Here is a 26,553-nt window from a genome sequence, read left to right on the forward strand (position 1 = left end):
GGCGGGACCTGCCGGGGGAGTGCCGGTTCCCGCCGGAACATCCGTCGCCCCGCACCGCCCGCCTCTCCGTCAGTCGGCCGAGCGCGTCCAGCCGTCCGTCTCGATCCGCGACCCGTCTGCCGGTCGGGCCTCGTCGAAGAGGGGGCGGCCCGAGGCGTCCAGGACCCGCAGCCCGTCCACGTACACGCCCCGGCCCACGTACAGCCGGTTCGTCGTGTACCGCCAGCGCAGCCGGACGGGGCCGGGGACTTCGGCCGGGAGGTCGGCGGTCACGCCGTACCAGACCCGTCCCGACCAGCCGCTCACCGCGCCCGAGGGGTGCGGCCGCGGCGGCTCCCCCTCCCGCACCGCCGTGAAGGGCACCGGCGTCCAGGTCCCCCCGCCGTCCGCCGAGGCCTCCAGGACCGCCCGGTCGGCCCCCGGCTCGGTGTCCCACCACAGGGCGCACGTGAGCCGGGTCCCGCCGGGCACCGGCGGGAGGGTGAGGAGCGCGGTCGCGGGGCCGCGCATGCCGGAGAACCAGGCGGTCCGGCCCCGGGCGGGGCGCACCGGGACCGCCCGGGCCAGGGCGTTCGCGGCGGCGACGCGCGGGGCGGATCCCGAGCGCCAGGACCGCACCGGGTGCACGGAGTTGCCCAGCACGATCAGGAAGGCGTCGGCGGTCGGGTCCAGGACGAGGCTCGTCCCGGTGAAACCGGTGTGCCCGGCCGTGCGGGGCGTGGCCATGGCGCCCATGTACCAGTGCTGGTGGAGTTCGAAGCCGAGCCCGTGCTCGTCGCCGGGGAAGGCGGTGTTGAAGTCGGTGAACATCAGCTCCACCGAGGCGGGGGAGAGGATGCGGGCCCGGCCGTACGCCCCGCCGTTGAGCAGTGTGCGGGCCAGGACGGCGAGGTCCCAGGCGTCGGAGAAGACGCCCGCGTGGCCGGCGATCCCGCCGAAGGCGTAGGCGTTCTCGTCGTGGACCTCACCCCACACCAGGCCCCGGTCGAGCCCGGACCAGGGCCGCCGGGCGTCCTCGGTGGCGGCGATCCCCGGCCGCCAGGAGGGCGGCGGAGCGAACCGCGTGCGGCGCATCCCGAGCGGGCCGGTGATCTCGTCGTGGAGCAGCGCGTCCAGGCCGCGACCGGTGATCTCCTCCAGGACGAGCTGGAGCGTGATCAGGTTGAGGTCGGAGTAGAGGTACGCGGAACCCGGCGGGTGGGCCGGGACCTCCTGCCACAGGAGCCGCAGCCGCGCCTCGCGGGTGGGCTCCTTGTAGAGGGGCAGCCACGCCCGGAACCCCGAGGTGTGGGTGAGCAGCTGGCGCACCGTGACGTCCTGCTTCCCGCCGCCGCCGAACTCCGGCAGGTACGCGGCGACCCGCTCCTCCAGGCGCAGCGCCCCGCGCTCGATCTGCTGCACCGCGAGGATCGAGGTGAACAGCTTGGAGACCGAGGCCAGGTCGAAGACGGTCTCCGCGGTCATCGGGATCTGCTCCTCCGGCGGCAGCTCCACCCCGGTGTCCGTCGTCTCGTCGTAGCGCGCGTACCGCAGGGCCTTGCCGATCGGCCGGTGGAGGGCCACGGTCCCGCCCCGGCCGGCGAGCAGCACGGCCCCCGCGTACCAGGGGCGCCGGGGAGAAGGCCGCAGGAAGGATTCGGCATCGGCGACGAGCCGGTCCAGGTGCTCCGGCAGGAGACCGGCGCGCTCGGCCCCGCCGTGCCGCAGGGTGGTCCGCCGGGCCGCGCCGGGCCCCGGCCCCGGGGCGGCCGCGGCCCCCGGAATCGCACCGATCATCAGCGCACCTCCCAGGGCGAGCACGCCACCGCCGAACGCGCGGCGGCTCGGGCCCCGGTCTCTCCTGGAGTCCTCGGTCATCGTCCACCCTCTCCCACTGCCCAGTTGAAAGAAAACTCCGGCCACTCAGGGAAGATCTGAAACTTTCTACCGGAGCGGGCCCGGGCGCGGAAGAACGCGGCGCACCCGAGAATCTGACGGTCCGTCGGTCAAGGCTCTCACCCGGTCGCGACCCGGCGCGGCCCCTCGGGAACGAACCGGCGAAAAGCCGTATATGGCAAGATGCGGATCATGAGTTCGAGTACGACGGCGCTGACCCGGCAGTGGACGACCTGGGGGCCGGTGGTGGCCGCGCTCGCGCTCGGCCTCGCCTGGGGGCGGGACCTACCGGGCCTCGCCGTCGGGCTCGTCACCGTCTGCCTGATCGCCGCCGTCCTCTCCGCGGTCCACCACGCCGAGGTCGTCGCCCACCGCGTCGGAGAGCCCTTCGGCTCGCTCGTGCTCGCCGTGGCCGTCACCGTCATCGAGGTGGGGCTCATCGTCACCCTGATGGCCGGAGGCGGTGACAAGACCTCCACCTACGCCCGCGACACCGTCTTCGCCGCCGTCATGATCACCTGCAACGGCATCGTCGGCCTCTCCCTCCTCGTCGCCGCCCTGCGCAACCGGGTCGCCGTCTTCAACGCCGAGGGCTCGGGCGGCGCGCTCGCCACCGTCTGCACGCTGGCGACCATGACGCTGGTCCTCCCCGCCTTCACCACCAGCCACTCCGGCCCCGAGTTCTCCGGCCCCCAGCTGGCCTTCGCCGCGGTCGCCTCCCTCTGCCTGTACGGGGTGTTCGTCGGCGTCCAGACCGTCCGGCACCGCGACTACTTCCTCCCCGTCCCGCGCCCCGGCCACGACTCCGACGACGACCACGCCGCCCCGCCGGGCGCCCGCGAGACCTGGTTCAGCGTCGGCCTGCTCCTGCTCGCCCTCGTCGCCGTCGTCGGCAACGCCAAGCTGATCTCGCCCACCATCGAGGACGGCGTCCAGTCCGCCGGCCTGCCCAAGGCCGTCGTCGGTGTCGTCATCGCCCTGATGGTCCTCCTCCCCGAGACCCTCGCCGCCGTCCGCGCCGCCCGCCGCGACCGCTTCCAGACCAGCCTGAACCTCGCCTACGGCTCCGCGATCGCCAGCATCGGCCTGACGATCCCGGCGATCGCGCTCGCCTCGGTCTGGCTGTCCGGGCCCCTCGTGCTCGGGCTCGGCCCGCTCCACATGGTGCTGCTGGTCCTCACCGGCGCGGTGAGCGCCCTGACCGTGGTGCCCGGACGGGCGACGCTGCTCCAGGGCGGCGTCCACCTCGCGATCTTCGCCGCCTTCGTCTTCCTCTCCTTCAGCCCCTGACCGCTCCCTTCCGGTCGCTCAGTCCCGGACGACCACCACCCGCAGCGCCGGCGAGCGCAGGATGTCCTTCTCGCAGAACCGGGAGGTCACCCAGCGCTCGCCCGCGTACAGCCGCGTCTGGTCGCTGTGGTGCCGTGACGTGCTGTCGGAGGACTGGGAGTACGTCAGCAGGGTGCGCGCCACCGGGCAGCGGCCGCCGTCCCAGCCCACCGCCTGCACATGGCTCGTCCCGTGCGCGACCTCCGTGTAGCCGCCCCCCGCCGCGTTCCACACGGCCTCCGTCTTGTTCCAGACGCCCAGCGACTCGGTGCCGCCGCCCACCGGTATCCGCTCCCCGTTCCGCACCACGAACTGGTGGGCGCCGAGCGGGGCGTCCAGCGGGATCCCGGCCGCCCGCAGCTCCGCCACCGCTCCCTTCAGGGCCGCCGCGAAGCCCGGCTCGGCCGTGTCCAGGGTGTGCGGGGTACGGACCGGGTCCGCCGCGGAGAACGGCACCTTCCACTGCTCCGCGGCCGGCACGGCCGCGGTGAACTTCCGCCAGAACCGGTCGAACAGCAGGGCGCCCCGGCTGCCGGTGTCCGTCGTCCTGTCCCAGGCGGCGAGCACCCGGCAGGCCTCCGCGTCGTCCGGCAGCACCGCCGGACAGGCCGCCGCCGCGTCGGCCGCCGCCAGATCACCGGCCGGAGCCCGGTCGGCGAACTGCTGCCGTCCGAGGTCGTCGACCGTCAGCCGCCCTCGGCCGGCCATCACCGCGACGTCCTCCAGACCGCCCCGGGTGCGCAGCGACCGCGGGGTGGCGATCGTGCCGAAGATCCGCTCGTAACCGTCGAGCGGCCGGTCGGCGTTGGTCAGCCAGGCGCTGTCGTTGGAGTTCACCAGGTACGGGAGGTCGCGCAGCTCGGGCAGCCGGGACGGCCCGAAGATCCCCGGCTGCGCCGCGTCGGGGTCGGAGCCGGGCGCGCAGGCGGAGCGCGAGCCGTCGAGCACCGCGACGCCCGAGGCCGGATAGGTGGCCCGCCCCAGCGGCGTCGCGCAGTCGCGGACCAGCGCGTCGGTGATGCGGGGCAGCACCTGCGCCTGGGCGAAGTAGGTGTGCCCGGCCGCGTCGGCGGCGACGGTGTTCACCCAGGGCAGGCCCTGGACCCGGCGCAGCGTGGCGGCGATGTCGGCGGTGGAGCGGGCCTTCGCGAAGCCGAGCGCCGTGTCGGAGCCGCGCAGGTTGGCCGCGTTGGGGTCGTTGAGGGCGTAGGCGGTGCCGGCCGACCACGGCAGCGGCAGCTGGGCCCCGAGCCCGGTCACGACCGGCCCGTACCGGGTCCACCACTGGGTACGCGTCACGGGCGCGGCGTCCCTCACCGCCACCGTCACCGTGCGCGGGACCATCCGCTCCGGACGGCCGTCCACCAGGTACGCGGTCGGGTCGCCCGGCACGAGCGTCAGCTGGTGCAGGTTCATCGGCACCCCGGTCGCCACCGTGTGGCTCCAGGCGACCTTCTCGTTGAAGCCGATGTTGACCACGGTCGTGCCGAGCAGCGAGGCCCCCGAGACGTTCAACTCGCCGGGGATCGTCTGCTGGGACTGCCAGAAGCGCCGGCCGCCGTGCCACGGATAGTGCGGATTGCCGAGCAGCAGCCCCCGCCCGCCGGCCGTCGTCGCACCGGAGAAGGCGACGGCGTTCGAACCCATCGTCGCGTTCCCGGCGTCGAACAGCGCGCGCGCCGCCCGGGCGGCGCGCTCCGGATCGGGCGCCGCGGCCGGCGGGGCCGATCCCGCGGCCGGCGGGGCCGATCCCGCGGCCGGCGGCCGGGCGGCGGTGATGCCGTCCACGGCCCGGCCCTGCCCGCCGAGCACCGAGACCGCGAACCCGCGCCGGGCCACGTCCAGCGCGGTCACCGGCCGGACCCAGGTGGCGCCCGCGCACGCCGGGTCGGTGACCCGGTTCTTCCTCAGCCAGGCGTTGTAGCCGGCCGCCCAGCCGCGCATCAGCTCCTTCAGCTCCGCGCTCGGGCCCGCCGGGGCGGGGGCGCGCAGCAGCGCCTCGACCGTCCCCGCCTCCCGGACCCCGCGGAAGTACAGATCGCTGGAGAGGTTCGTGGCGGCCGAGGAGAGCGAGCCGTCGGGGGCGGCCCCGGCGCCGAAGTACCAGGAGCGTTCGCCGTTCACGGTGACGAAGCCGTCGGCCAGCACGCACACCTGGTCGGCGGCCTGCGCCCAGCCGGTGCCGAAGCCGAGGTTCGCGTAGTTCGTGGCGAGGATGTGCGGGATGCCGTACTCGGTGTACCGGACGACGGCCGTCAGGCCCCGTTCGGACGGCCGGTGGAACCTTTCACCGGAACCGGCGGACGCCGGGCCGGGCAGCGCGGCGGTGACGGCGGCGAGCGCCGTCCCGGCCAGGACCAGATGTCTCAGGCGCGTACGGAACGCGGAGCGCGTACGGGGACGGGTACGGAGGTGCACGATGCCTCCCGGCGGGGTGATGCGCCATCAGTCGGTCCATGCAGGCAGCGCCCGCACCCGCTTGTCAACATCCCGTTCGGTGCCCGGCGCCGGCCCGGGCGGGCGTCCGGACCCCCGCGCACGGGTACTTGACCCGCCGCCGGACCCCGCCCAGGATCACCGCATGGATCGACTCCTCAGCCGGACCGTCGACGGCGTCCTGCGCATGAGCGCCCAGCGCGTCCCCGACCGCACCGCCGTCCGGTACGCCGACCGCTCGTGGACCTACGCCGAGCTGGACGAGGCCGTGACCACCGCCGCCGCCGTCCTGCGCGAGGCGCACCACGGCATCGGCCTGCCGCAGTACGCCCGGGTCGCCGCCTACGGCCACAACTCCGACGCGTACCTCATCGCGTTCCTCGCCTGCGCCCGCGCCGGTCTCATCCACGTGCCGGTCGACCGCCACCTGACCGGCGACGACCTCGCGTACATCCTGGGGCAGTCGGACAGCTGCCTCGTCCTCGCCGACCCCGGCCTCGCGGACCGCGTCCCCGCGGGCATCCCCGTCAAGGCCCTGCGACGCGCCGGGTTCGCTCCTCGACGCGCTCGCCGAGCCGGAGCCGTACGACACCGACCGCGACGCCCGTGACCTCGCCCAGCTGCTCTACACCTCCGGCACCACAGCCCTGCCCAAGGGCGCGATGATGACCCACCGCGCCCTCGTCCACGCGTACGCGAGCGCCATCGAGGCCCTCGACCTGCACGAGGACGACCGGCCGGTGCACGCGCTGCCGCTGCACCACTCGGCGCAGACCCATGTGTTCCTGCTGCCCTACCTCGCCGTCGGCGCCGAGAACACCATCGTCCACGGCCCCGACCCGGCCGTCCTGTTCGACCTGATCGAGGCCGGCCGCGCGGACAGCCTCTTCGCCCCGCCCACCGTCTGGATCGCCCTCGCCAACCACCCGGAGTTCGCCGACCGCGACCTGTCGGCGCTGCGGAAGGCCTACTACGGCGCCTCGGTCATGCCCGTGCCCGTCCTGGAACGGCTGCGCGCGCGCCTGCCCGGACTCGCCTTCCGCAACTGCTTCGGCCAGTCCGAGATCGGGCCCCTCGCCACCGTCCTCGGCCCCGACGAGCACGAGGGGCGGATGGACTCCTGCGGCCGGCCCGTCCGGCACGTCGAGGCCCGGCTCGTGGACGAGCGGGGCGCGGACGTGCCCGACGGCACGCCGGGGGAGATCGTCTACCGCTCCCCGCAGCTGTGCGAGGGGTACTGGGGCAAGCCCGAGGAGACGAAGGAGGCGTTCCGCGGCGGCTGGTTCCACTCCGGCGACCTCGCCGTCCGGGACGCCGAGGGCTACTACACGATCGTCGACCGGGTGAAGGACGTCATCAACTCCGGTGGCGTCCTCGTCGCCTCCCGCCAGGTCGAGGACGCCCTCTACACCCACCCGGCCGTCGCCGAGGCGGCCGTCATCGGCCTGCCCCACGAGCGGTGGATCGAGGCGGTCACGGCCGTCGTCGTCCCGCGCGGCGAGGTCACCGAGGCCGAACTCCTCGCCCACGCGCGCGAGAAGCTCGCCCCCTTCAAGGCGCCCAAGCGGATCCTCTTCGTGGACGAGCTGCCCCGCAACGCGAGCGGCAAGATCCTCAAGCGGGAGCTGCGCGACCGCTTCGCGGACCCGGCCACCGCCTGAGGCGCCTGCCGACGCGCACCGGAACCCCGCTTCTCAGGCCCTCAGGTCCACGATCCGCCGGATCTTGCCCACCGACCGCTCCAGCGTCCCGGGGTCGACCACCTCGACCCCGACCGTGACACCGATCCCGTCCTTCACGGCCGCCCCGACCGCCCGGGCCGCCTCGGCCCGGTCCCCGGACGAGGCGTCCGGCCGCGCCTCCACCCGTACGGTCAGCCGGTCCAGCCGGCCCTCGCGGGTGAGCCGCAGCTGGAAGTGGGGCGCCACCGCCGGGGTCCGGAGCACGATCTCCTCGATCTGGGTGGGGAAGAGGTTCACCCCGCGCAGGATGATCATGTCGTCGCTGCGGCCCGTGACCTTCTCCATCCGACGGAAGACCCGCGCCGTGCCCGGCAGCAGCCGGGTCAGGTCCCGGGTCCGGTAGCGGATCACCGGCATGGCCTCCTTGGTCAGCGTGGTGAGGACCAGCTCGCCCTCCTCCCCGTCGGGCAGCACCTCACCCGTGAACGGGTCCACGATCTCCGGGAAGAAGTGGTCCTCCCAGACGTGCAGCCCGTCCTTGGTCTCCACGCACTCCTGCGCCACCCCGGGGCCCATGACCTCCGACAGGCCGTAGATGTCGACCGCGTCGATGGCGAACCGCTCCTCGATCTCCTTCCGCATGGCCTCCGTCCACGGCTCGGCCCCGAACACCCCCACCTTCAGCGAGGTGGACCGCGGGTCCACGCCCTGCCGCTCGAACTCGTCGAGCAACGTCAGCATGTAACTGGGCGTCACCATGACGACCTCCGGCCGGAAGTCCTGGATCAGCCGCACCTGCCGGGCCGTCATCCCGCCGGAGGCCGGGATCACCGTGCAGCCCAGCCGCTCGGCCCCGTAGTGCGCCCCCAGGCCGCCGGTGAACAGCCCGTAGCCGTAGGCCACGTGGACCTTGTGGCCGGGCCGGACACCGGCCGCGCGCAGGGAACGGGCCACCACGTCCGCCCAGGTGTCCAGATCACGGTCCGTGTAACCGACGACGGTGGGACGTCCGGTGGTGCCGCTGGAGGCGTGGACGCGCCGGATCCGCTCGGACGCCACCGCGAACATGCCGAAGGGGTAGTTCTCGCGCAGGTCCGCCTTGGTGGTGAAGGGGAAGCGGGCCAGGTCGGCCGGCGAGCGGCAGTCGTCCGGGCCGAGCCCCGCCGCGTCGAAGGCGCGCCGGTAGAAGTCCACGTTCTCGTACGCGTGCCGCAGGGTGGCCCGCAGCCGTTCCCGCTGCAACGCCTCCAGCTCCGCGCGCCCGAGCCGTTCGCCGCTGTCCAGCAGATCCGTCATGCGCCGCTCCCTCACCTCGGAGAACCCGACCAGAAATCGGACGACCGATCATTCGGTTGATCCTTCCGGTCAGTAAAACCGGCGCGCCCGGGGGCTTGGCAAGAGGGGGGAAGGAGTTTTCCCGGCTCGTACGACCGCACGGACGGCGGAGCGCAGGGGGGCGCGCGAAGGGCGGTCGCCGCCGCCCGGCGCAACCGCTCGGACGCGCCGCACCCGAAGGACCGAGACTGCGGTGCGTTACATCTGGACGCGAAGAGTGACGATCGCGCTTCCGTGATCCCTCGTGCCCCAGAACGGAGACCCCATGTCGGTCGACACCGGGCGGGCGGCCACCCCGGCCCCCGCACCCGCCGCCGAGATCCGCCAGATCCAGCTCAGCCTCAGCACCGCCGCCGCGCGCAACCTCGCGACGACCACCAAGTCCGAACCCCAGATGCAGGGCATCAGCTCCCGCTGGCTGCTGCGCACCCTGCCCTGGGTCCACACCCCCGGCGGCGTCTACCGGGTCAACCGCCGTCTGTCGTACGTGGTCGGCGACGGCCGTGTCACCTTCGTCAAGAGCGGCTCCAAGGTCGAGGTCATCCCCGCCGAGCTGGCCGAACTCCCGCTCCTGCGCGGCTTCGACGACCACATCGCGCTCGGTGCCCTCGCGGACCGCTTCGTCCAGAAGGAGTACGAGCCCGGCCAGGTCATCGTGCACGCCGGCAAGAAGGCCGACCACGTGTACCTGATCGCCCACGGCAAGATCGAGAAGATCGGCGCCGGCCCCTACGGCGAGGAGGCCGTCCTCGGCCGCCTCGGCGACGGCGACACCTTCGGCGGCCAGGTCCTCGCCGGCGACGGGAAGTGGGAGTTCACCGCCCGCGCCACCACCGCGGCCACCATCCTCGCCCTGCCGCGCACCGCCTACCTGGCCGTCGCCGAGCAGTACGAGAACCTCCGTGACCACGTCCAGGGCCTCGGCACCAACGGCTTCCGCCGCCCGGTCAACAAGGCGGGCGAGGCGGCCATCGAGCTGAGCGCGGGCCACCGCGGCGAGGTGCCGCTGCCGGGCGCGTACGCCGACTACGAGCTCAAGCCGCGCGAGTACGAGCTGAGCGTCGCCCAGACCGTCCTGAAGGTCCACACCCGCGTCGCGGACCTCTACAACCACCCGATGAACCAGACCGAGCAGCAGCTGCGGCTCACCATCCAGGAGCTCCGCGAGCGCCAGGAGCACGAGCTCGTCAACAACCCCGAGTTCGGCCTGCTCCACAACACCGACTACGACCAGCGCATCCAGACGCACTCCGGCCCGCCCACCCCGGACGACCTCGACGACCTGCTGAGCATGCGCCGTGGCACGCAGTACCTCTTCGCCCACCCCCGCGCCATCGCCGCCTTCGGCAAGGAGTGCAACAAGCGCGGCCTCGCCCTCAGCTCCGTGGACGTCGACGGCCACCACATCCCGGCCTGGCGCGGCGTCCCGATCCTGCCCTGCGGCAAGATCCCCGTCACCGACCGGCAGAGCTCGTCGATCATCGCCGTCCGTACCGGTGAGAACAACGAGGGCGTCATCGGCCTCCACCAGACCGGGCTGCCCGACGAGGTCGAGCCCGGACTGAACTGCCGCTTCATGGGGATCGACGACAAGGCGATCATCTCCTACCTCGTCTCCACCTACTACTCCGCCGCGATCCTCGTCCCGGACGCCGTCGGCATCCTGGAGAACGTCGAGGTCCGCCCGCGCGCCTGAGGCAGGCGGCCGGACCCGCCGCCGGCCCCCGCGCCGCCACCCCCCACGAACCACGAGGAACCCGCATGACCACGTCCACCACCGCCGCCCGGGCCGCGGTGCTGCGCACCCCCTACCAGGAGTCCGTGGCCCGCTACTGGAACACCAACCAGCAGGACCCGGTGAACCTGCGCCTCGGCGAGATCGACGGCCTCTACCACCACCACTACGGCGTCGGCGCGTACGACCCCTCCGTCCTCACCGGCCCCGAGGAGACCCGCGACCGCCGCGTCCTCGAGGAGCTCCACCGCCTGGAGACCGCCCAGGCCGACCTCCTCCTCGACCAGCTCGGCACCGTCGGCCCCCAGGACCGCCTCCTCGACGCCGGGTCCGGCCGCGGCGGCACCAGCTTCATGGCCGAGCAGCGCTTCGGCTGCCACGTCGACGGCGTCTCCATCTCCGAGTACCAGGTCGGCTTCGCCAACGCCCAGGCGGAGCAGCGCGGCGTCGCCGACCGCGTCCGGTTCCACTTCAGGAACATGCTCGACACCGGATTCGCCACCGGCTCGCGCCGCGCCGTGTGGACCAACGAGACCACGATGTACGTGGACCTCTACGAGCTGTTCGAGGAGTTCTCCCGGGTCCTGGAGCACGGGGGCCGCTACGTCTGCGTCACCGGCTGCTCCAACGACGTCAGCGGCCTGCGCTCCAAGGCGGTCAGCCGCATCGACGAGCACTACACCTGCAACATCCACCCGCGCAGCGCGTACTTCCGCGCCCTCGCGGAGAACGGACTGGTCCCCCTCCACGTGGTCGACCTGACCCCGGCGACCCTCCCGTACTGGGAGCTGCGCGCCCGCTGCCCGGTCGCCACCGGCATCGAGGACGCCTTCCTGACCGCGTACAAGGAAGGCAGCTTCCACTACCTGATGATCGTCGCCGACCGGGTCTGACCCGACGGAGCAGGACCCGGCCCCTCCGCGACCCGCCCCTCCGGCCGAAGCCCCCTCCAGGCGAAGAACTCATCCCGGTATCACACCTTGGGGTGGGTTTCGTGCCGTTCGACTGGAAGGGGGCCGTGAGGCGGGCAAGGCTGGAGCCAGCGGGGCCGCCCGGCCCCGGGTCCCCGCCTCCGGTTCCGGACGGGCGGGTCCTCCCGGCTGCCCGAAGGAAAGCGAACGCCATGTCCCACCTGTGCCGCCCCGCCGCCCCCGCTCCCCGGGAGGCGGCCGCGTGACCACCACCGCCCCCGGCGCCGCCGACACCCCCCAGGTCCACTTCTGGGCCGTGCCCGATCTGACCGGGCTCGAGTTCGACCCCTTCCTCGCCCGCCTGCTGCACGAGGACCCGGTCACCCGCGTCCGGCTGCCCAACGGCGAGGGCCACGCCTGGCTCGTCACCCGCTACGAGGACGTCAAGTTCGTCTCCGTCGACCCCCGCTTCAGCCGCCAGGCCGTGTGGGGCCGCTCCATCACCCGGCTCGCGCCCCACTTCATCCCCATGGAGGGCGCCGTCGGCTTCGCCGACCCGCCCGACCACACCCGCATGCGCCGTGTCGTCGCCCGCGCCTTCAGCGCCCGCGCCCTGCGCTCGCTGCGCGACCACGCCCAGACCGTCATGGACCGGCTCCTCGACACGGTGGAGGAGCACGGCGCCCCCGCCGACCTCATGGAGCTGGTCAACCGGCCGTTCCCGCTCGCCATGGTCAGCGAACTCATGGGCGTCCCCGAGGGCGACCGGCCGCTGATGGCCCGCTGGTCCGACACCATCATCTCCGCCGGCGCCGGCCGGGAGGCCAGCGAACGGGCCAAGGCCGACATGGGCCGCTACTTCACCGAACTCATCGGCCGCAGCCACGGCACCGGCCGTGAGACGCTCGCCGCCGTCCTCGCCGACGCCGTCGACGACGACACCCTCACCGAACACGAGGCCGTCGGCCTCGCCGTCCTCATCCAGATCGGCGGCGCCCACGCCGTCCGCAACAACAGCGCCAACATGGTCTTCGCGCTGCTCACCCACCCCGACCACCTCGCCCGGCTGCGCGCCGAACCCGCGCTGCTGCCCCAGGCGGTCGACGAACTCCTGCGCTACATCCCGCACCGCAACGCCGTCGGCCTCTCCCGGATCGCGATGGAGGACGTCGAGGTCGGCGGGGTCACCATCCCCGCCGGCGACCCCGTCTACGTCTCCTACCTGACCGCCAACCGCGACCCGGACGTCTTCCCCGAGCCCGACCGGCTCGACTTCGACCGCGCCTACAACCCGCACGTCGCCTTCGGCCACGGCCCCCACTACTGCCCCGGCTCCGCGCTGGCCCGCATCGAGTCCGAGATCCTCCTCGACTCCCTGTGGACCCGCTTCCCCGGCCTGCGGCTCGCCGTCCCCGAGGAGGAGCTCCGCTGGCAGCGCGGCGCCCTCATCCGGGGCCCCGAGACCCTGCCCGTCACCTGGTGAGAGGAGCCGGAACCCCGTGACAGCCACGGCCATCGGACCGGCCGGCGGACTCGTCGTCCCGCCCGGCCACGGCAAGACCCTGACCACCGCCGCCCAGCACGTCACCTTCAAGGTGACCGGCGAGCACAGCCGTACCGCCTCCACCTTCGAGGTCGTCGTCCCGCCCGGCTTCGATGTCGGTGCCCACGCCCACGGCCACAGCGAGGAGCTCTTCTACATCCTGGAGGGCGAACTCGACGTCCTCGCCTTCGAACCGCTCGTCCGCACTCCCGACAGCTGGCGCGAGTGGGAGTCCGCCTCCGGGCAGCGCGCCGTCCGCGCCACCCCCGGCACCCTGCTCCTCGTCCCGCCCGGCTGTCCCCACGCCTTCGCCAACCCCACCGGCGAACCGGTCCGCATGCTGTTCCAGGCCTCGCCCCCGCCCGACCACGAGCGCTACTTCGAGGAGCTCATGGACATCCTCGGCTCCGGCGGCGAGGTCGACCACGAGGCCATCGAACGGCTCCGCCTCCGCTACGACATCGAACAGATCACCCCCCTCCGGCACGACGCCGGAGTCAGGCAGGAGACCACCCCCACCCCATGACCGCACCCGAGAACCACGGCCCCGTCGTCCACGACTGGGCCGTGGTCCCCCTGCCCGCCACCGACCCCGACCCGCTGCCCCGCCGACTGCTCCGCGAGGAGCCCGTCGCCCGGGTCCGCCTCCCGTACGGGGAGGGGCACGCCTGGCTCGTCACCCGCTACGAGGACATCCGGCAGGTCACCGCCGACCCGCGCATGAGCCGCGCGCTCACCGCCGGCCGGCCGCTCCCCAGCTCGACCCCCCACACCCTCGCCCCGGCCGGCGGCGTCGGCCGCGCCGACCCGCCCGACCACACCCGGCTGCGCAAGCTGATCGCCCCCACCTTCACCCGCCGCCGCATGCGGGCGCTGCGCGCGCACACCGAGGAACGGGCCGCCGACCTCGCGGCGCGGACGCGGGACGCGGGCCCGCCCGCCGACCTCACCGAGACCTTCATCGGCCCCCTGTCCGCCTCCGTCGTCGCCGAACTCCTCGGCGTCCCCGCCGCCGACCTCGACCGGGTCCACGCCTGGCGCGAGGCCGTCCTGCGCCACGACACCACCGAGGCCGACGCGGAGTCCGTCAAGGGCGAGATCGCCGCCTACGTCGCCGGTCTCGCCCGGCACCGCGCCGAACACCCGGCCGACGACCTCATCAGTGAACTCGCCGCCGCCCGCGCCGCCGGCGGGCTCAGCACCCCGGAACTCGTCTCCACCGCCGTCATGCTCACCCTCAACGGCCTCGACGCCGTGCGGAACATCGTGGCCACCATGGTGTACGTGCTCCTCGTCCACCCCGACCAGACGGCGAAACTGCGCGCGGAACCGGCCCGCCTGCCCCCGGCCGTGGAGGAACTCCTGCGCTACATCCCGCAGCGCAACGGCGTCGGCATGCCCCGGATCGCCACCGCCGACATCGAGGTCGGTGGCGTCACCGTCCGCGCCGGGGAGGCCGTGCACGTCTTCTACCCGGCGGCCAACCGGGACCCCGCCGTCTTCACCGACCCCGACCGGCTCGACCTCGAACGGGACGAGGCCCCGCACCTCGCCTTCGGCCACGGCCTCCACTACTGCGCGGGCGCGGCCCTCGCCCGCATGGAGGCCGAGGTGATGCTCTCCACCCTCCTCACCCGCTTCCCCGCCCTCGCCCTCGCCGTCGCGCCCGAACGCCTCGCCTGGCGTCGCGGGACCGTCAACCGCGGCCCGGTCGCCCTGCCCGTGACCTGGTGAACGCGGTCCGGGCCGCCGGCCCGTGCCGGTAAACGCGTTGCGGCCCGCCGCCCCCGGGTGCTGGGGTGACCGCATGGAACCCCAGCACCTGCGTGACCTGTACGACCGCCAACTGCGCCTCGGGGCGCGCCCGGACGGACCCGGGTCCCGCGTCGAGCGGGCCGGCCCCGTCGTCCGCGCCACCGGCCCGGCCCACTCCTGGAACGGCGTCCTCTGGTCAGGGCTCGCCCCGGATTCCCCGGACGCCGAGACCGACGCCGTGATCGCCGCGCAGATCGGCCACTACCGCGCCGCCGGGGTGCCCTTCGAATGGAAGCTGTACGGGCACGACAGGCCCGCCCGGCTCGGTGCACGCCTCCTCGCCGCCGGATTCACCGCCGAGGACCCCGAGACCCTGATGGCCGCGGAGGCCGCCGCCCTGCCCGGGGACGTACCGCTGCCCGAGGGCGTCACCCTGCGCGCCGTCACCGACGAGGCCGGGGTGCGCCAGGTCGCGGAGGTGCACGAGCGTGCCTTCGGGACCGACAGCTCCGCCCTCGGCCGGCAGCTGCTCGACCGGCTCGCCGCCGACCCGGAGACCGTCACCGCCGTCGTCGCCCTCGCCGGCGGGGAGCCGGTCAGCGCCGCCCGCATGGAGCTGTACCCGGGCACCGACTTCGCGGGCCTGTGGGGCGGCGGCACGGTCGAGGGCTGGCGCGGCCGGGGCCTCTACCGTGCCCTCGTCGCCCACCGGGCCCGCGTCGCGGCGGAGCGCGGTCACCGCTACGTCCAGGTCGACGCGGCCGACACCAGCCGTCCGATCCTCGCCCGCCTGGGCTTCTCGGCACTCACGACCACGACCCCGTACACGTACGATCCCCGCTGAACGCACCTTTCGCCGACGGCAGTTGAGGCCACAAGTGTTTGACGGCAGACGAACACTGTGTTTGGCTGGGCCCCGACGGCGCGGCGACCGCACGCCGTCGTCGACATACGGGGAGGACGAGGCATGCCCAGGGCCAGAGCGGTACGGTTCCACGAGCACGGAGGACCCGAGGTGCTCCGCCTCGAAGAGGTCGAGACCGGCGCCCCCGGCCCCGGGGAACTCCTGCTCAAGGTCGAGGCCATCGGCCTCAACCGGGCCGAGGCACTCTTCCGGGGCGGCCACTACATCGAACCCGCCCGCCGCTTCCCCGCCCGCCTCGGACTGGAGGCCGCGGGCGTCGTGGAGGCCGTCGGCCCCGGTGTGACCGGCGTCGAACCCGGCCGCACGGTCAGCGTCGTGCCCTCCTTCTCCATGAACGACTACGGCGTCTACGCCGACCGGGCGCTCGTGCCCGCCGCCTCGGTGGTCGACCGGCCCGAGGGGCTCGACGCCGTCGGCGGCGCGTCCGTCTGGATGCCGTACATCACCGCCTACGGCGGCCTCGTGGAGGTCGGCGGCGTCCGCGCCGGGGACACCGTCGTCCTCACCGCCGCCTCCAGCGGCGTCGGCCTCGCCGCGATCCGTACGGCCCTCCGGGCCGGCGCCGTCCCCGTCGCCACCACCCGCACCCGCGCCAAGAAGGGGGCGCTCCTCGCCGCCGGCGCGGCCGAGGTGATCGTCACCGACGAGGAGGACGTCACCGCGCGGATCCTCGCCCTCACCGGCGGACGCGGCGCCGACCTCGTCTTCGACGCGGTCGCCGGCCCCGGCGTCACCGCGCTCACCCGGGCCGTCGCCCCCGGCGGCACACTGCTGCTGTACGGAGCGGTCGGCGGCCTGCCGACGCCGTACCCCGGCTTCGACCTGGGCATGCCCGCGGTCGCCCTGCGCACCTACACCATGCTGGAGACCACCCGCGACCCCGAGCGCCTGCGCAGGGCCCACGCGTACGTCCTCTCCGGGCTGCGTACCGGCGTCTTCACCCCGAGGGTCGACCGCACCTTCGACCTCACCGAGATCGTCGCCGCCCACCGCGCCATGGAGGCAGGCGAGCAGGTGGGCAAACTGGTGGTCACCGTGGCCCCGGTGTCCTGACCCGAAGCCCGGGGCCGCGCGGGTCCGCCGCCGGCCCCGGCACGCTGCCGGACCTCAGGAAACCCAGTGGGCGGGGCGCTCGAAACCGTCCGGGAGGCGGGTCGCGGCGTCCCCGCGCGCCGCGTTGAGCTGCGGCTGCGTCAGGAACAGGGCGTCCGTCAGATCCGCTCCCGCGAGCTGCGCGTCCCGCAGGTCCGCGCCGATCAGGTCGGTGAGCGACAGGTCGGCGCCCGTCAGGTCCGCCGCGATGAGCAGGGCACCGCGCAGGTCCGCGCCCCGCAGCCGCGCCCCGCGCAACCGCTTGCCGATCAGATCCGCCCCGCGCCGGCTCTTCGGCGGCCGACCGCCGGCCCCCGCCCGCACCAGCTCGCTCGTCCGCAGCAGCAGCGGGTTCACCTCGCCGCGCACGGACGCCACGTCCAGCTTCTCCAGGGCGTCGGCGTCCAGGGCCGTCAGCTCCTCCACCCGGGCCAGCGCCGCGCCCAGCTCGCCGCGCAGCCCTCGCGCGGCCCGCCGCCCGAGGGCCTCGGTGAGGTAGCGGAGCAGCTCATGGAGCTGGCGCACCACCGGGAACACCTCGTACATCTGCCGCGCCGTCTCCGGCGCCGCCCGCCAGGAGACCCCGGCGAAGGTGACCTGGGAGACGTGCTGGCCGGCGCCGAAGCAGTCGTACACCGTGCACCCCTGGAAGCCGCTCGGCCGCAGCCTGGTGTGGATGCCGCAGCGGAAGTCGTCCCGCAGGTTCCGGCAGGGGTCGCCGGAGGGCTTGTCGACGGCGAAGTCGGCCGACCGGGCGAAGGGCAGGGCCACGCAGCACAGGCCGAAGCAGTTGGCGCAGTTGCCGCGCAGCGCGGTCTCCCGGGTCTCGGGCACGGTGAAACGGTCCTTCGCATGTCAGGGACGGATCCACCCACCGTATCGCGCCCCGGCCGGGACTCCCTTGCCAAGATCACGAAGCCCGGGGGAGGCTCGCGCCATGCCGACGTTCACGACCTATGACGGAACCGAACTGGCCTACCGCCTGGAGGGCGAGGGCGACCCCCTCGTCTGCCTCGCGGGCGGCCCCCTCCGCGACGCCGCGTACCTCGGCGACCTCGGAGGCCTCTCCGCCCACCGGACCCTCGTCCTCCTCGACGCCCGGGGCACCGGCGCGAGCGCGGAGCCCACCGATCCCGCCACCTACCGCTGCGACCGCCAGGTCCCCGACGTCGAGGCGCTCAGGGCCCACCTCGGACTCGACCGGATCGACCTCCTCGGCCACTCCGCGGGTGGCAACCTCGCCCTTCTGTACGCCGCCGCCCACCCCGAGCGCGTCCGCTCCCTCGTCCTCGTCACCTCACTGGCCCGCGCCCTCGGCCAGGAGGTCACCGACGAGGAGTGGGACGCGGCCGTCGAGATCTTCGCCGGCCGGCCCTGGTACCCGGAGGCGCGGGCCGCCCTGGACGCCCTGGACGCCCTCGGCCCCGACGCGCCCCCGGAGAGCGTCCGGGAAGCCGTCGAGCCCTTCGGGTACGGCCGCTGGGACGAGGCCGCCCGGGCCCACGCCGCGGCCGGCCGGCACCAGACCCACCCCGAGGCCGCCGCCCGCTACCACGCCGACGGCGCCTACACCCCGGAGGCGACGCGCCGCGCGCTCGCCACCCTCACCGCCCCCGTCCTCGTCCTCGCGGGGGAGTACGACGCCGGGCCCACCCCCGCCCTGGCCGCCGAGACCGCCGCCCTCCTCCCGCACGGCGAACTCCTCGTCCAGGCGGGCGCGGCCCACCACCCCTGGATCGACGACGCCGGAGCCTTCGTCCGTGCGGTCGCCGCCTTCCTCGACCCCGCCGTCCGCACGGTCACCGTCGACGGCGTCCGCCTCGCCTACCGTGTCCAGGGACCCGAGGACGCCCCGCCCGTCGTCCTCGTCCACGGCCGCGGCGAGAACAGCACCACCTGGGACGACATCGCCGCCTCCCTCGCGGCCGACCACCGCGTGTACGCCCCCGACCTGCGCGGCCACGGCCTCAGCGACCACCCCGGGCACTACGGATTCGACGTCTTCCGCGACGAACTCGGCGGATTCCTCAAGGCACTCGGCCTGACCGGCGCCACGATCGTCGCCCACTCGATGGGTGGCGGCGCCGCACTCCTCCTCGCCCGCGGCGAGCCCGCCCTCGTCGGACGGCTCGTCCTGGAGGAACCGCCCGTATTCGTGCCGCTCGACCCGCCACGCGGACCCGCCGAACTCCCCGACGGGCCGCTCCCCTTCGACCGGGCGATCGTCCCCGCCACCGACGCCCAGCTCAATGACCCCGACCCCGCCTGGCGCACCGGCCACCCGGCGCTCACCGTGCCGACGCTGGTCCTCGCCGGCGGGGAACGCAGCCACCTCCCGCAGGACCAGCTGCGCCGGCTCGCCGAGGACATTCCCGGAGCACGCCTGTGGACCGGCGACGCGGGCCACCTGATCCACACGGAGGACCCGGCCGGCTTCCTCGCCGCCCTCCGGGAATTCGGCCTCGGCCCGTCGGCGCCGAACGCGGGCGACATGGAAGGGACCTGACGGCGCGCCGTCACGGGCGGTCCACGCCCGGCCGGCCCCGCCGGAACGACGGAAGGGGCCGGCGGCCGCGACGTCCTTCGACCTGACGGACCGGCCGCGGCCACCGCGCCCTTCCCGCCTGGCGAGGAAGGGGCTCCGACCGCCCCGCTCTTGGCGCCCCGCCGGGCGTCCGCGATCATCACCGCATGACCTTCACCAGCGGCACCAGCCGACGCACGCTCCTGACCTCCGTGGCCGCCGCCGCGGCCGGCCTGCCCCTCATCGGTGACCTCGCGGGCAACGCCCCCGCCGCCGCGGCGGCCACCACCACCGAACCCGCCTCCAACGCGGTGCTCTACAGCAAGGCCGAGTACCAGGAGGGCGTCCACTGGATGCGCCGGTTCCGCACCCACCCGCGGCCCGAACTCTCCGACAATCTGCGGCACGCCACCGAGCCCGTCCGCAGCACCGCCGTCCTCGCCCCGCACGGCGGCGGCATCGAGGCCGGTACCAGCGAACTGTGCCTGGCCATCGCCGGCTACGTCCTCCTCGCCGAGGACGAGGCCGGGACCGTCACCCCCGAGCAGGCCGTGGTGCCCGGCGTGCCGCAGCGCGACTACTGGATGTTCGAGGGGCTCGCCTCGTCGAGCGAGCTGCACGTCACCTCCACCCACTGCGACGACCCGGCCGCCCTCGCGGTCTGCTCCCGCAACCTGTACGCCGTCTCCCTCCACGGCTTCGCACCCAAGCCCGACAGCCCGGAATCGGCCGTCTCCGACAAGCAGATCCTCATCGGCGGCCGCGACCAGCGGCTGATGCGCAACCTGGCGGCCTCCTTCGCCGCCCACGGTCTCACCGCCGGCCAGGCGGACCCCGCCCGGAAGGTGGTGGTGACCGTCGCGGGCCAGGACAGCGCCCTGAACGGCGACGACCCGGCCAACATCGTCAACCGCACCGCCACCGGCGCGGGCGCCCAGCTCGAGATCTCCACCGCCCTGCGCCGGGCCATGTTCGGCGACTTCAGCGGCGCCCCGGCCCGCCGCCGTACGGCCGGCTCGGGCACCGAACCCGCCCACTTCTGGAACGCCTTCGTCGGTGCCGTGCGTCAGGCCGTCGACCGTCACGAGCGGGGCCTGGCGGCCTGATCCGGGACCGTGAGTCTCCCGGCCCCGTGCCCCGGGCGGCGGGGCGCGGGCCCACCCGGGTGGGCCAGTAGGGTGCTCTGCGGCGCTGCCGGCGCGGATCGGCGGTGCCCTGCGGGGCGCGTGATCGGGCCGCCCCCGTCACTCCGGCACCGCGCGTCGTCCACGACCGGGCCGCCGGTCGGTGAACCGCCGTACGGCGAGCGCGGGCCCGGAGCACGGCGCGCGGACGGGCGAACGCATCCGGCCCCACCGGACCGGTCCCCGGAGGGGTGACGCGGGGGACCGGGGCCCGAATACTGGGAGCCATGCACGTCGTCGCCTTCATGACCCTGTCCGGGCTCGTCATCGTCCTCACGGCGCCGGCCTTCGTCGACCGGTTGCCGCTGCGCGCCGGCCGGGCGGGTGCGCTGCCCTGGCGGAACAGTGCGCGCCAGGGCCAGATCGCCACCACCGGCTTCGAACAGCCGCACGCGAGCCTCTCGGCGGGCAAGCAGCACGAACTCAAGGAGCGGCAGTCCTCCCTGGTCGTCCCGGACAACGAGGACAACGGCGCCCCGTCCCACCGCACCACGGTCGACCTGGCCACGGGCACCGCGGTCGTCGTCCTTCCCCGCCGGTGACCCGCCCCGGCACCGGGCCCGGCGGGCGGCGTCCGACCGCCCCGGCGCCCCCGCGCCCCGAACGCGACCTCGGCCGTCTCCTCGCCGGCCTGCGGCCCCTGCGGAACCCCGGGGCCTACGTCTTCACCACGGTCGACGGCCCCGTCCCGGCGGGCCTCGACCCCGTCGTCACGGTCACCGAGGCGGAGGGCCGCACCCTGGTCGTACGGCGGGAGGAGGCCGACGCGGCGGGGCTCGCGTACGACTACGTGGCGGCCTGGATCACCCTGCGCGTGCACTCCGCCCTCGACGCCGTGGGCCTGACGGCCGCCGTCGCCCGCGCACTCGCCGCCGCCGGCCTGAGCTGCAACGTGGTGGCCGGCTTCCACCACGACCACCTCTTCGTCGAACACGACAGCGCCGACGAGGCGTTGGGCCTGCTCCGGGCCCTCGCGGACCGCTCCTGCGGCGGATTCGATCACGACCGGGACCGGTGAGGGACGCCGCGGCGTCCCCGTCGTACCCTGGGGCCCACGTGGGGCGACGGCCCCCGGCGCGCCCCCGCTGCGCCGGGGCGTGCGCCCCCAGGGTGGGGGTGGAGAACGCGTGGTACGTCAGGACGGCCGGCCCGGACACCGCGGCTTCGGCCTGCTCGAACGCGAGACGGCCCTCGCGGCGGCCGAGGAGGCCCTCGACCTGCTGATTGGCGCGCTTCCCGACCGGGTCCCCGCACCGCGCGGCGCCGGCCGCGCCCCGCACCTGGTCGTCCACCGCGGCGGTGCCCGCCCCGGCACCCCCCGCCCCCCGGCCGAGGGCCGCCCCGGCGGCGGCGCCCCCGCGCCGGGACCCCGGCCGGTGCCCCTCGCCGACCCGACCGTCCCCGTCCCCCGCCCTCCGGCAGAGGGGACCCCCGCCCCCGCAGCCCGCCCCGAGACGCCCGGGACCACCCCGGAGCGCCGCCGGCGGGGCGGAGTCCTCCGGTACGAGGCGGCCCCCGGTCTCGGCAGGACCGCGCTGCTCGCCGAGATACGCCGCCGGGCCGCCGCCCGGGGATGCGTCGTCCTGGCCGCCCGCGGCACCGGTTCCGCCGGGAGCGGCCCCTACGCGACCGCCCGCCACCTCCTCCTCACCCCGCCGGGCGCCGGCATACCCGAGGACGGCCCCGGCGCGGCGCGCGAACAGCTCGACCGGAGCCTCGCCCGGCTCGCCGTCCACCGGCCCCTCGTGCTCGTCCTGGACGACGCCCACGCCGCCGACCCCGAGTCCCTCGGCTGGCTCACCGCCTGCGCGGAGCGCGCCGCGGACCTGCCCGTCCTGATCGTCCTCGCCCACCGCGCCGGCGCGCTCCCCGAGGCCGCCGCGGGCCTCACCGGCCGGCCGGCCCACCGGCTCGACCCGCTCGGCCCCGCCGCCCTCGCCCGGCTCGTCCGCGACCGCGTCGGGACCCACGCGGACGACGTCTTCTGCCGATCCTTCCGGGCCCTCACCGGCGGCAACCCCGCCGAGGCCGTCGCCCTCGCCGCCGCCGTCCGCGACCACGGCCTCGACCCCACCGCCGACAGCGCCCGCGCGCTGCGCGACCTCGCCGCCTCGGTCACCGCCACCGGCCTCGTCGCCCGCCTCGAAAGCCTCGGACCCACGGCAGTCCGCCTCGCCTGGGCCTGTGCCGTCCTCGGCACCGAGGCGCCTCCCCGGCTCGCCGGGGCCGTCGCGGGCCTCGGTGGAGAGACGGTCGCGGAGTGCGCCCGGCGCCTTCGCGAGGCCCGCGTGCTCGCCGAGGCGGACGGGCCCGACGCCCCCCTCGCCTTCGGGCACCCCCTCCTCGCCGCGACCGTCTACGGCGCCGTCCCCGCCGCCACCCGCGTCGCCCTGCACGGCCAGGCGGCCTGGTGCGTCGCCGAGGCCGGCCTCGGCTCCACCGCGACGGCCCGGCACCTCCTGGAGACCCACCCCGAGGGAGACCCGTGGGTCGTCGGCCATCTGCGCGCCGCCGCCCGCGAACACCTGCGCGACGGCGCCCCCGAGGCGGCCGCCCGCAGCCTCGCCCGCGCCCTGCGCGAACCGCCCGCCGCCGACGAGCGCGATGACGTCCTCGCCGAACTCGACCGGGCCACCCGCCTGGCCCGGGACGTGGACGGCGCGGGGAGCGGAACCGGGCCGGACCGGGCCGCGCACCGGGACGCCGGGCACCGCCTCTCCCCGGTGCTCGCCGACCGCGACCGGCTCGCCCGCGCCGCCGACCTCCTCGCCCGCAAGGCCCGCCCCGCGGCGCCGCCGCCGGACGGCTCCGGCGACGACGGTCCCTGACCCCCGCCCCGAACGGCCGAGCCCGGCCCCGCCGGTCCCGGCCCGCCCTCCGCGTACACCTGACGGCCCCGCGCGACGGACGGGCACCCGGCGCCAGGGCGCCGCCGGGCTCCCGGCACGGCAACCCGGCGCGTCGCCCCGCGCGCCCGTGCACGTACCATGGCCGTATGTCCTTCCTCCGCCGCCGCAGCGCCGCCACACCCGCGGGCCCGGACTTCGATGTCCTGGCCATGGACCCGGGGGACTGGCCCGGCAATCTCGGCGCCGGTCTGCTGCCCGCACCCGACGGTTCCTGCCAGGGCGTGTTCCTGCGCTACGACCTCTTCGGCGGCCGCGGACCCGCGATGATCATCGGCAATCTGCCGGAGGGCTCCCCGGCGCGCGAGCTCGCGGAGGGCCAGATCCCCTTCGAGGTCGCCCAGCTCCTCGCGGCCCTGGAGAACGACGAGCCGGTCGAGGTGCTCGACACCGAGGACGTCCCCGTGATGCAGGGCGACAACCTGCTCATCGTGCGCCGCCTCAAGCTCTCCGAGAGCCGCATCTCCTGCGTCCAGTTCGACCGCAGCGACAACGTCCTCGTCACGATCGCGAGTTGGGACCGGCCGATCACCGACGACCTGTACGCGCTCCTCAAGCCCCTTCCCGCCGAGCTGTTCCAGCAGGGCTGACGAGGGGAGCGGGGGCCGATGAGCGCGCGCGTCGACAGCTGGATCTGGGCGGTCCGCCTGACCAAGACCCGCTCCCAGGCCGCCGCGGCCTGCCGGGCCGGTCACGTCAAGGTGAACGGCGAGCGGGTCAAGCCCGCCCAGGCGGTGAAGCCGGGCGACGAGGTGCGGATCTTCCACGGCGGCCGCGAGCGGATCGTCGAGGTGAGGGAACTCCACACCAAGCGGGTCGGTCCGCCGGTGGCCGCCGAGGCGTACGTGGACAACAGCCCGCCCCCGCCGCCGCGCGAGCACGTCGCCCTCGCCGCCGTACGGGACCGGGGCGCGGGCCGCCCCACCAAGCGCGAGCGCCGCGAACTCGACGAACTCCGCGGCCGCCGGTCCTGACCGGCCGGCCCTCCCCGCCCGTCACCGAACGGCCCCCGGACCGCGTGTCCGGGGGCCGTTCGGCGCGCGTCAGCGCGCCGCCGGCGCGAACACCTCGCCCACCCGTGCCGCCGCCGTCCCGAGTCCGGTCGGCCCCCGCCGTGCGAAGGCCGTCCCCGCACCACGGTGGACGTCCTCGGCACGGTAACGCCGGACGCTCCGGTGCCAGTTGAGGATTCCGGCCAGCCAGTCCTCCAACTCCCGCAGGTACGAGGCGAAGGCGGCCCGCGCCTCTCGGTCGAGGCCGAAGTCGTCGCAGAGCAACGGTACTTCGCGCAGCTTGAGGTGCTCGTACTGCCGCAGCCGGCCGCGCATCAGGTCGTCGGTCATCGCCACCGCGGTCGGGTAGTCGCAGCCGAAGAAGGTCTGGAGTACGAGGACGCCGTTGTGCACCTCGCCTTCCACCTCCACCTCCTTCTGGTAGGAGAAGAGGTCGTTGAGGAGCGTGGCGTAGTCGCTCACCGCGTTCTCGAGCGTGGACACCGTACGGCTGGAGTAGATCTCGGGCGGCAGCGCCTCGGCCCGGCGCAGCCGGCAGAGCGTCATGGTCAGATCGGCGCCGAAGGTGGCCCGGCGCATCTCGATGTAGTCGACGGGGTCCGGCACGCGGTGCTGCGCCTGGTTGTGCAGTTCCCAGAGCCAGCTGTCGAGCATGGTCTCCAGGGCCTGGCGCAGCCGGGCCCGCGAGGAGACGGGCATCGGACCCGCCGTCCGCGTCCAGAGGTCCGCGAAGGACCGCTCCAGAGGGAGCGTGGGCAGGGACGCCGCACCGGGCGCGGGGGCGTCATCGGCGAGCAGGGCCTTGAGCCGATCGGTCTGTTCCTTCGCGCCCCGCAGATCGCGGGGGCGGCCGAAGACGAGGGGGTAGTAGTCGTCGCCGTACGTCCCCCAGGTCAGCCATTCGGCGCTGAGTTCCAGCTCCTCCAGGGTGCCGTCCGGGTCGAGCCCCGCCGCGCACAGCGCCAGGTCGAAGCCCTCGCACATCTCCCGGTCCCAGATGTCGTCGAGAAGCCCCATCCGCTCGGCCCAGTCGACCGAGAGCCGCCGGGCCTCCTGGTGGTGCGGGCTCAGGCTCAGCGGGTACGGCAGGTCGAAGTCGGGCAGCAGCGAGGGCCCCACGTGCTGGTGCGGCACATGGGTGAGCGACCGCAGCCGGGCGGCGGCCGGGCGGCCGAACAGCGTCCTGATGTCGAGGGCCGAGGTGCCGATCACCCCGTCGAACCGGGACGGCCCGGTGACCATGCCCTCGTTCATGTAGCGGCTGGAGCGCATGTGCCACTCGTGGCCGCCGGACTGCCAGTCCTGCAGCCCCTTCGTGTACGCCGCCACCGCCGCGCCCTCCTGGGGGCTCAGACGGTGCTCCGCCGCGAGGAGCGGCACCTCGGTGAGGGCGGTGTTCTCGAACTGCTGGAGCCGGGAGGTCAGCAGGTCGTTGACCGCGTTCGCCGCCTCCTGCGTCGTGCAGCCGAGGAACTTCTCCAGGACCAGCACACCGTTGCTGTTCTCGCCCTCGTCCTCGACCTCGCGCTGGTAGGAGAAGAGGTCGTTGCGCAGGTGGACGGCGTCGGAGAAGGCGTCCCTGAGCACCCGCAGGGGGCGCGAGGCGGCCACCCGGTCCGGGACCTCCGCCCCGGCCGCGTACTCGACGAGCCCGGCCGACCAGGGGGCGCCGCCCACCTTGCGGCGCATCTCGATGTACTCGACGGGGTTGGCGATCCGCCCCTCGTTGATGTTGTCGAGCTCCCACAGGGACTCGTACAGCAGGTGCTCGGTCGCCTCCGCGAACCGCACCCGCCAGCCATCCGACATCGAGGGGACGGTCCGCCGCCACAGGTCGGCGAGCCCGGCCTCGACCGGGTTCCCCGGCTCGGGCATGCCCTGCGACGGGTCCGCCGGCATAAAGCCCGGCAGCCGGTCCAGGTACGCCTTGCCACCCGCCCGGTCCGGATTCCGCTTGAACGTCTCCAGGAAGTGGTCGTCGAAGAAGAACACCCAGGTGTACCAGTCGGTGACGAGGTTCAGGGCGTCCTCGTCGCAGTCCGGATGGGTGTACGCGCACAGCAGGGCGTAGTCGTGCGCGTCGAGGTCGCGCACCTCCCAGATGCCGGAGCCCTCCAGCATCCCCATGGCGCGCGCCCACTCACGGGTGTGCGCGCGGGCGGCGTCCACGTGGGGATTGAGCCGGGCCGGATACGGGACATAGAAATCCGGCATGACGAAGGGTTGTGGCATTTCCGTCAGGTGCCTTTCGGTGGACACGGACATGTCCGGGCCAGCCTTACCCGGCATCCTCCGCGCGCACGCGATC

20 protein-coding genes and 1 pseudogene are annotated in these 26,553 nt (G+C 74.6%); 16 read left to right on the plus strand and 5 right to left on the minus strand.

Annotation, left to right across the window (positions count from 1 at the left end; all coding sequences use genetic code 11):
- Nucleotides 1-69 precede the first annotated feature (69 nt).
- Nucleotides 70-1,857, minus strand: coding sequence for a serine hydrolase domain-containing protein (locus ABTY40_RS17425; RefSeq protein WP_352060306.1), 1,788 nt, complete (start codon nt 1,855-1,857; stop codon nt 70-72).
- 210 nt (nt 1,858-2,067) lie between these two features.
- On the opposite strand from ABTY40_RS17425, the gene ABTY40_RS17430 reads away from it, so the two are divergent.
- Nucleotides 2,068-3,165, plus strand: a complete 1,098-nt coding sequence (locus tag ABTY40_RS17430) for a calcium:cation antiporter (RefSeq protein WP_352060307.1) — start codon at nt 2,068-2,070, stop codon at nt 3,163-3,165.
- Between the two features lie 18 nt (nt 3,166-3,183).
- Here ABTY40_RS17430 and ABTY40_RS17435 read toward each other — a convergent pair whose 3' ends face one another.
- Nucleotides 3,184-5,622, minus strand: coding sequence for a penicillin acylase family protein (locus ABTY40_RS17435; RefSeq protein WP_352060308.1), 2,439 nt, complete (start codon nt 5,620-5,622; stop codon nt 3,184-3,186).
- Nucleotides 5,623-5,785: 163 nt separating this feature from the next.
- Between ABTY40_RS17435 and ABTY40_RS17440 the strand changes: the two are divergent.
- A pseudogene (locus ABTY40_RS17440) lies at nt 5,786-7,301 on the plus strand (fatty acyl-CoA synthetase).
- Nucleotides 7,302-7,334: 33 nt separating this feature from the next.
- Here the strand turns inward: ABTY40_RS17440 and paaK are convergent.
- Nucleotides 7,335-8,618, minus strand: coding sequence for a phenylacetate--CoA ligase PaaK (gene paaK, locus ABTY40_RS17445; RefSeq protein WP_352060309.1), 1,284 nt, complete (start codon nt 8,616-8,618; stop codon nt 7,335-7,337).
- A gap of 304 nt (nt 8,619-8,922) precedes the next feature.
- Here paaK and ABTY40_RS17450 point away from each other — a divergent pair, with 304 nt between their 5' ends.
- The 7 genes from ABTY40_RS17450 to ABTY40_RS17480 all read left to right on the plus strand — a co-directional run bounded on the left by ABTY40_RS17450 (nt 8,923) and on the right by ABTY40_RS17480 (nt 16,579).
- The gene (locus ABTY40_RS17450) at nt 8,923-10,353 is read left to right on the plus strand and encodes a family 2B encapsulin nanocompartment shell protein (protein WP_352060310.1); all 1,431 of its coding nucleotides are present in this window, start codon (nt 8,923-8,925) and stop codon (nt 10,351-10,353) included.
- Nucleotides 10,354-10,418: 65 nt separating this feature from the next.
- Nucleotides 10,419-11,285, plus strand: a complete 867-nt coding sequence (locus ABTY40_RS17455) for a geranyl diphosphate 2-C-methyltransferase (RefSeq protein WP_352060311.1) — start codon at nt 10,419-10,421, stop codon at nt 11,283-11,285.
- Between the two features lie 280 nt (nt 11,286-11,565).
- Nucleotides 11,566-12,786, plus strand: coding sequence for a cytochrome P450 (locus tag ABTY40_RS17460; protein ID WP_352060312.1), 1,221 nt, complete (start codon nt 11,566-11,568; stop codon nt 12,784-12,786).
- A gap of 16 nt (nt 12,787-12,802) precedes the next feature.
- The gene (locus tag ABTY40_RS17465; RefSeq protein WP_345283138.1) at nt 12,803-13,372 is read left to right on the plus strand and encodes a cupin domain-containing protein; all 570 of its coding nucleotides are present in this window, start codon (nt 12,803-12,805) and stop codon (nt 13,370-13,372) included.
- Nucleotides 13,369-14,580, plus strand: a complete 1,212-nt coding sequence (locus ABTY40_RS17470; protein ID WP_352060313.1) for a cytochrome P450 — start codon at nt 13,369-13,371, stop codon at nt 14,578-14,580. The genes ABTY40_RS17465 and ABTY40_RS17470 overlap by 4 nt, the downstream gene beginning before the upstream one ends.
- Before the next feature lie 73 nt (nt 14,581-14,653).
- Nucleotides 14,654-15,445 (plus strand): GNAT family N-acetyltransferase, encoded by a 792-nt coding sequence (locus ABTY40_RS17475; RefSeq protein WP_352060314.1) that lies wholly within the window; start codon nt 14,654-14,656, stop codon nt 15,443-15,445.
- 123 nt (nt 15,446-15,568) lie between these two features.
- Nucleotides 15,569-16,579 carry a zinc-dependent alcohol dehydrogenase family protein gene (locus tag ABTY40_RS17480; RefSeq protein ID WP_352060315.1) on the plus strand — a complete coding sequence of 337 codons (1,011 nt, stop codon included), beginning with the start codon at nt 15,569-15,571 and terminating at the stop codon, nt 16,577-16,579.
- 54 nt (nt 16,580-16,633) lie between these two features.
- Here ABTY40_RS17480 and ABTY40_RS17485 read toward each other — a convergent pair whose 3' ends face one another.
- Nucleotides 16,634-17,452 (minus strand): pentapeptide repeat-containing protein, encoded by an 819-nt coding sequence (locus ABTY40_RS17485; RefSeq protein ID WP_352060316.1) that lies wholly within the window; start codon nt 17,450-17,452, stop codon nt 16,634-16,636.
- 103 nt (nt 17,453-17,555) lie between these two features.
- On the opposite strand from ABTY40_RS17485, the gene ABTY40_RS17490 reads away from it, so the two are divergent.
- From ABTY40_RS17490 to ABTY40_RS17520, 7 genes are all read left to right on the plus strand, one after another.
- Nucleotides 17,556-19,124, plus strand: a complete 1,569-nt coding sequence (locus ABTY40_RS17490; protein ID WP_352060317.1) for an alpha/beta fold hydrolase — start codon at nt 17,556-17,558, stop codon at nt 19,122-19,124.
- A gap of 185 nt (nt 19,125-19,309) precedes the next feature.
- On the plus strand, nt 19,310-20,248 hold the full coding sequence (locus tag ABTY40_RS17495) for a poly-gamma-glutamate hydrolase family protein (RefSeq protein ID WP_352060318.1): 939 nt from the start codon (nt 19,310-19,312) through the stop codon (nt 20,246-20,248).
- A 305-nt stretch (nt 20,249-20,553) separates the two neighbouring features.
- Nucleotides 20,554-20,868 (plus strand): DUF6191 domain-containing protein, encoded by a 315-nt coding sequence (locus ABTY40_RS17500; RefSeq protein WP_352060319.1) that lies wholly within the window; start codon nt 20,554-20,556, stop codon nt 20,866-20,868.
- On the plus strand, nt 20,865-21,344 hold the full coding sequence (locus tag ABTY40_RS17505) for an ACT domain-containing protein (protein WP_352060320.1): 480 nt from the start codon (nt 20,865-20,867) through the stop codon (nt 21,342-21,344). Before ABTY40_RS17500 ends, ABTY40_RS17505 begins: the two co-directional genes overlap by 4 nt.
- Nucleotides 21,345-21,453: 109 nt before the next feature.
- On the plus strand, nt 21,454-23,154 hold the full coding sequence (locus tag ABTY40_RS17510; protein WP_352060321.1) for an ATP-binding protein: 1,701 nt from the start codon (nt 21,454-21,456) through the stop codon (nt 23,152-23,154).
- A 167-nt stretch (nt 23,155-23,321) separates the two neighbouring features.
- Nucleotides 23,322-23,822: a hypothetical protein gene (locus tag ABTY40_RS17515; protein ID WP_309054113.1), complete on the plus strand. Its 501-nt coding sequence runs from the start codon at nt 23,322-23,324 to the stop codon at nt 23,820-23,822.
- A gap of 18 nt (nt 23,823-23,840) precedes the next feature.
- Nucleotides 23,841-24,206 (plus strand): RNA-binding S4 domain-containing protein, encoded by a 366-nt coding sequence (locus ABTY40_RS17520; protein WP_352060322.1) that lies wholly within the window; start codon nt 23,841-23,843, stop codon nt 24,204-24,206.
- A 69-nt stretch (nt 24,207-24,275) separates the two neighbouring features.
- Here the strand turns inward: ABTY40_RS17520 and ABTY40_RS17525 are convergent, their stop codons facing one another.
- Nucleotides 24,276-26,477: a terpene synthase family protein gene (locus ABTY40_RS17525; RefSeq protein ID WP_352060323.1), complete on the minus strand. Its 2,202-nt coding sequence runs from the start codon at nt 26,475-26,477 to the stop codon at nt 24,276-24,278.
- Nucleotides 26,478-26,553 lie beyond the last annotated feature (76 nt).

The organism is Streptomyces sp. NPDC126503 (assembly GCF_040302405.1).
Lineage (GTDB): Bacteria > Actinomycetota > Actinomycetes > Streptomycetales > Streptomycetaceae > Streptomyces > Streptomyces gulbargensis.

What these genes read in the sequence shown, in the direction of transcription:
- ABTY40_RS17515 (WP_309054113.1), top strand. Translation starts at nt 23,322, where the DNA reads ATGTCCTTCCTCCGCCGCCGCAGCGCCGCCACACCCGCGGGCCCGGAC.
- ABTY40_RS17470 (WP_352060313.1), top strand. Translation starts at nt 13,369, where the DNA reads ATGACCGCACCCGAGAACCACGGCCCCGTCGTCCACGACTGGGCCGTG.
- ABTY40_RS17425 (WP_352060306.1), bottom strand. Translation starts at nt 1,857, where the DNA reads ATGACCGAGGACTCCAGGAGAGACCGGGGCCCGAGCCGCCGCGCGTTC.
- ABTY40_RS17475 (WP_352060314.1), top strand. Translation starts at nt 14,654, where the DNA reads ATGGAACCCCAGCACCTGCGTGACCTGTACGACCGCCAACTGCGCCTC.
- ABTY40_RS17495 (WP_352060318.1), top strand. Translation starts at nt 19,310, where the DNA reads ATGACCTTCACCAGCGGCACCAGCCGACGCACGCTCCTGACCTCCGTG.
- ABTY40_RS17525 (WP_352060323.1), bottom strand. Translation starts at nt 26,477, where the DNA reads ATGCCACAACCCTTCGTCATGCCGGATTTCTATGTCCCGTATCCGGCC.
- ABTY40_RS17520 (WP_352060322.1), top strand. Translation starts at nt 23,841, where the DNA reads ATGAGCGCGCGCGTCGACAGCTGGATCTGGGCGGTCCGCCTGACCAAG.
- ABTY40_RS17500 (WP_352060319.1), top strand. Translation starts at nt 20,554, where the DNA reads ATGCACGTCGTCGCCTTCATGACCCTGTCCGGGCTCGTCATCGTCCTC.
- ABTY40_RS17480 (WP_352060315.1), top strand. Translation starts at nt 15,569, where the DNA reads ATGCCCAGGGCCAGAGCGGTACGGTTCCACGAGCACGGAGGACCCGAG.
- ABTY40_RS17490 (WP_352060317.1), top strand. Translation starts at nt 17,556, where the DNA reads ATGCCGACGTTCACGACCTATGACGGAACCGAACTGGCCTACCGCCTG.
- paaK (WP_352060309.1), bottom strand. Translation starts at nt 8,618, where the DNA reads ATGACGGATCTGCTGGACAGCGGCGAACGGCTCGGGCGCGCGGAGCTG.
- ABTY40_RS17455 (WP_352060311.1), top strand. Translation starts at nt 10,419, where the DNA reads ATGACCACGTCCACCACCGCCGCCCGGGCCGCGGTGCTGCGCACCCCC.
- ABTY40_RS17430 (WP_352060307.1), top strand. Translation starts at nt 2,068, where the DNA reads ATGAGTTCGAGTACGACGGCGCTGACCCGGCAGTGGACGACCTGGGGG.
- ABTY40_RS17450 (WP_352060310.1), top strand. Translation starts at nt 8,923, where the DNA reads ATGTCGGTCGACACCGGGCGGGCGGCCACCCCGGCCCCCGCACCCGCC.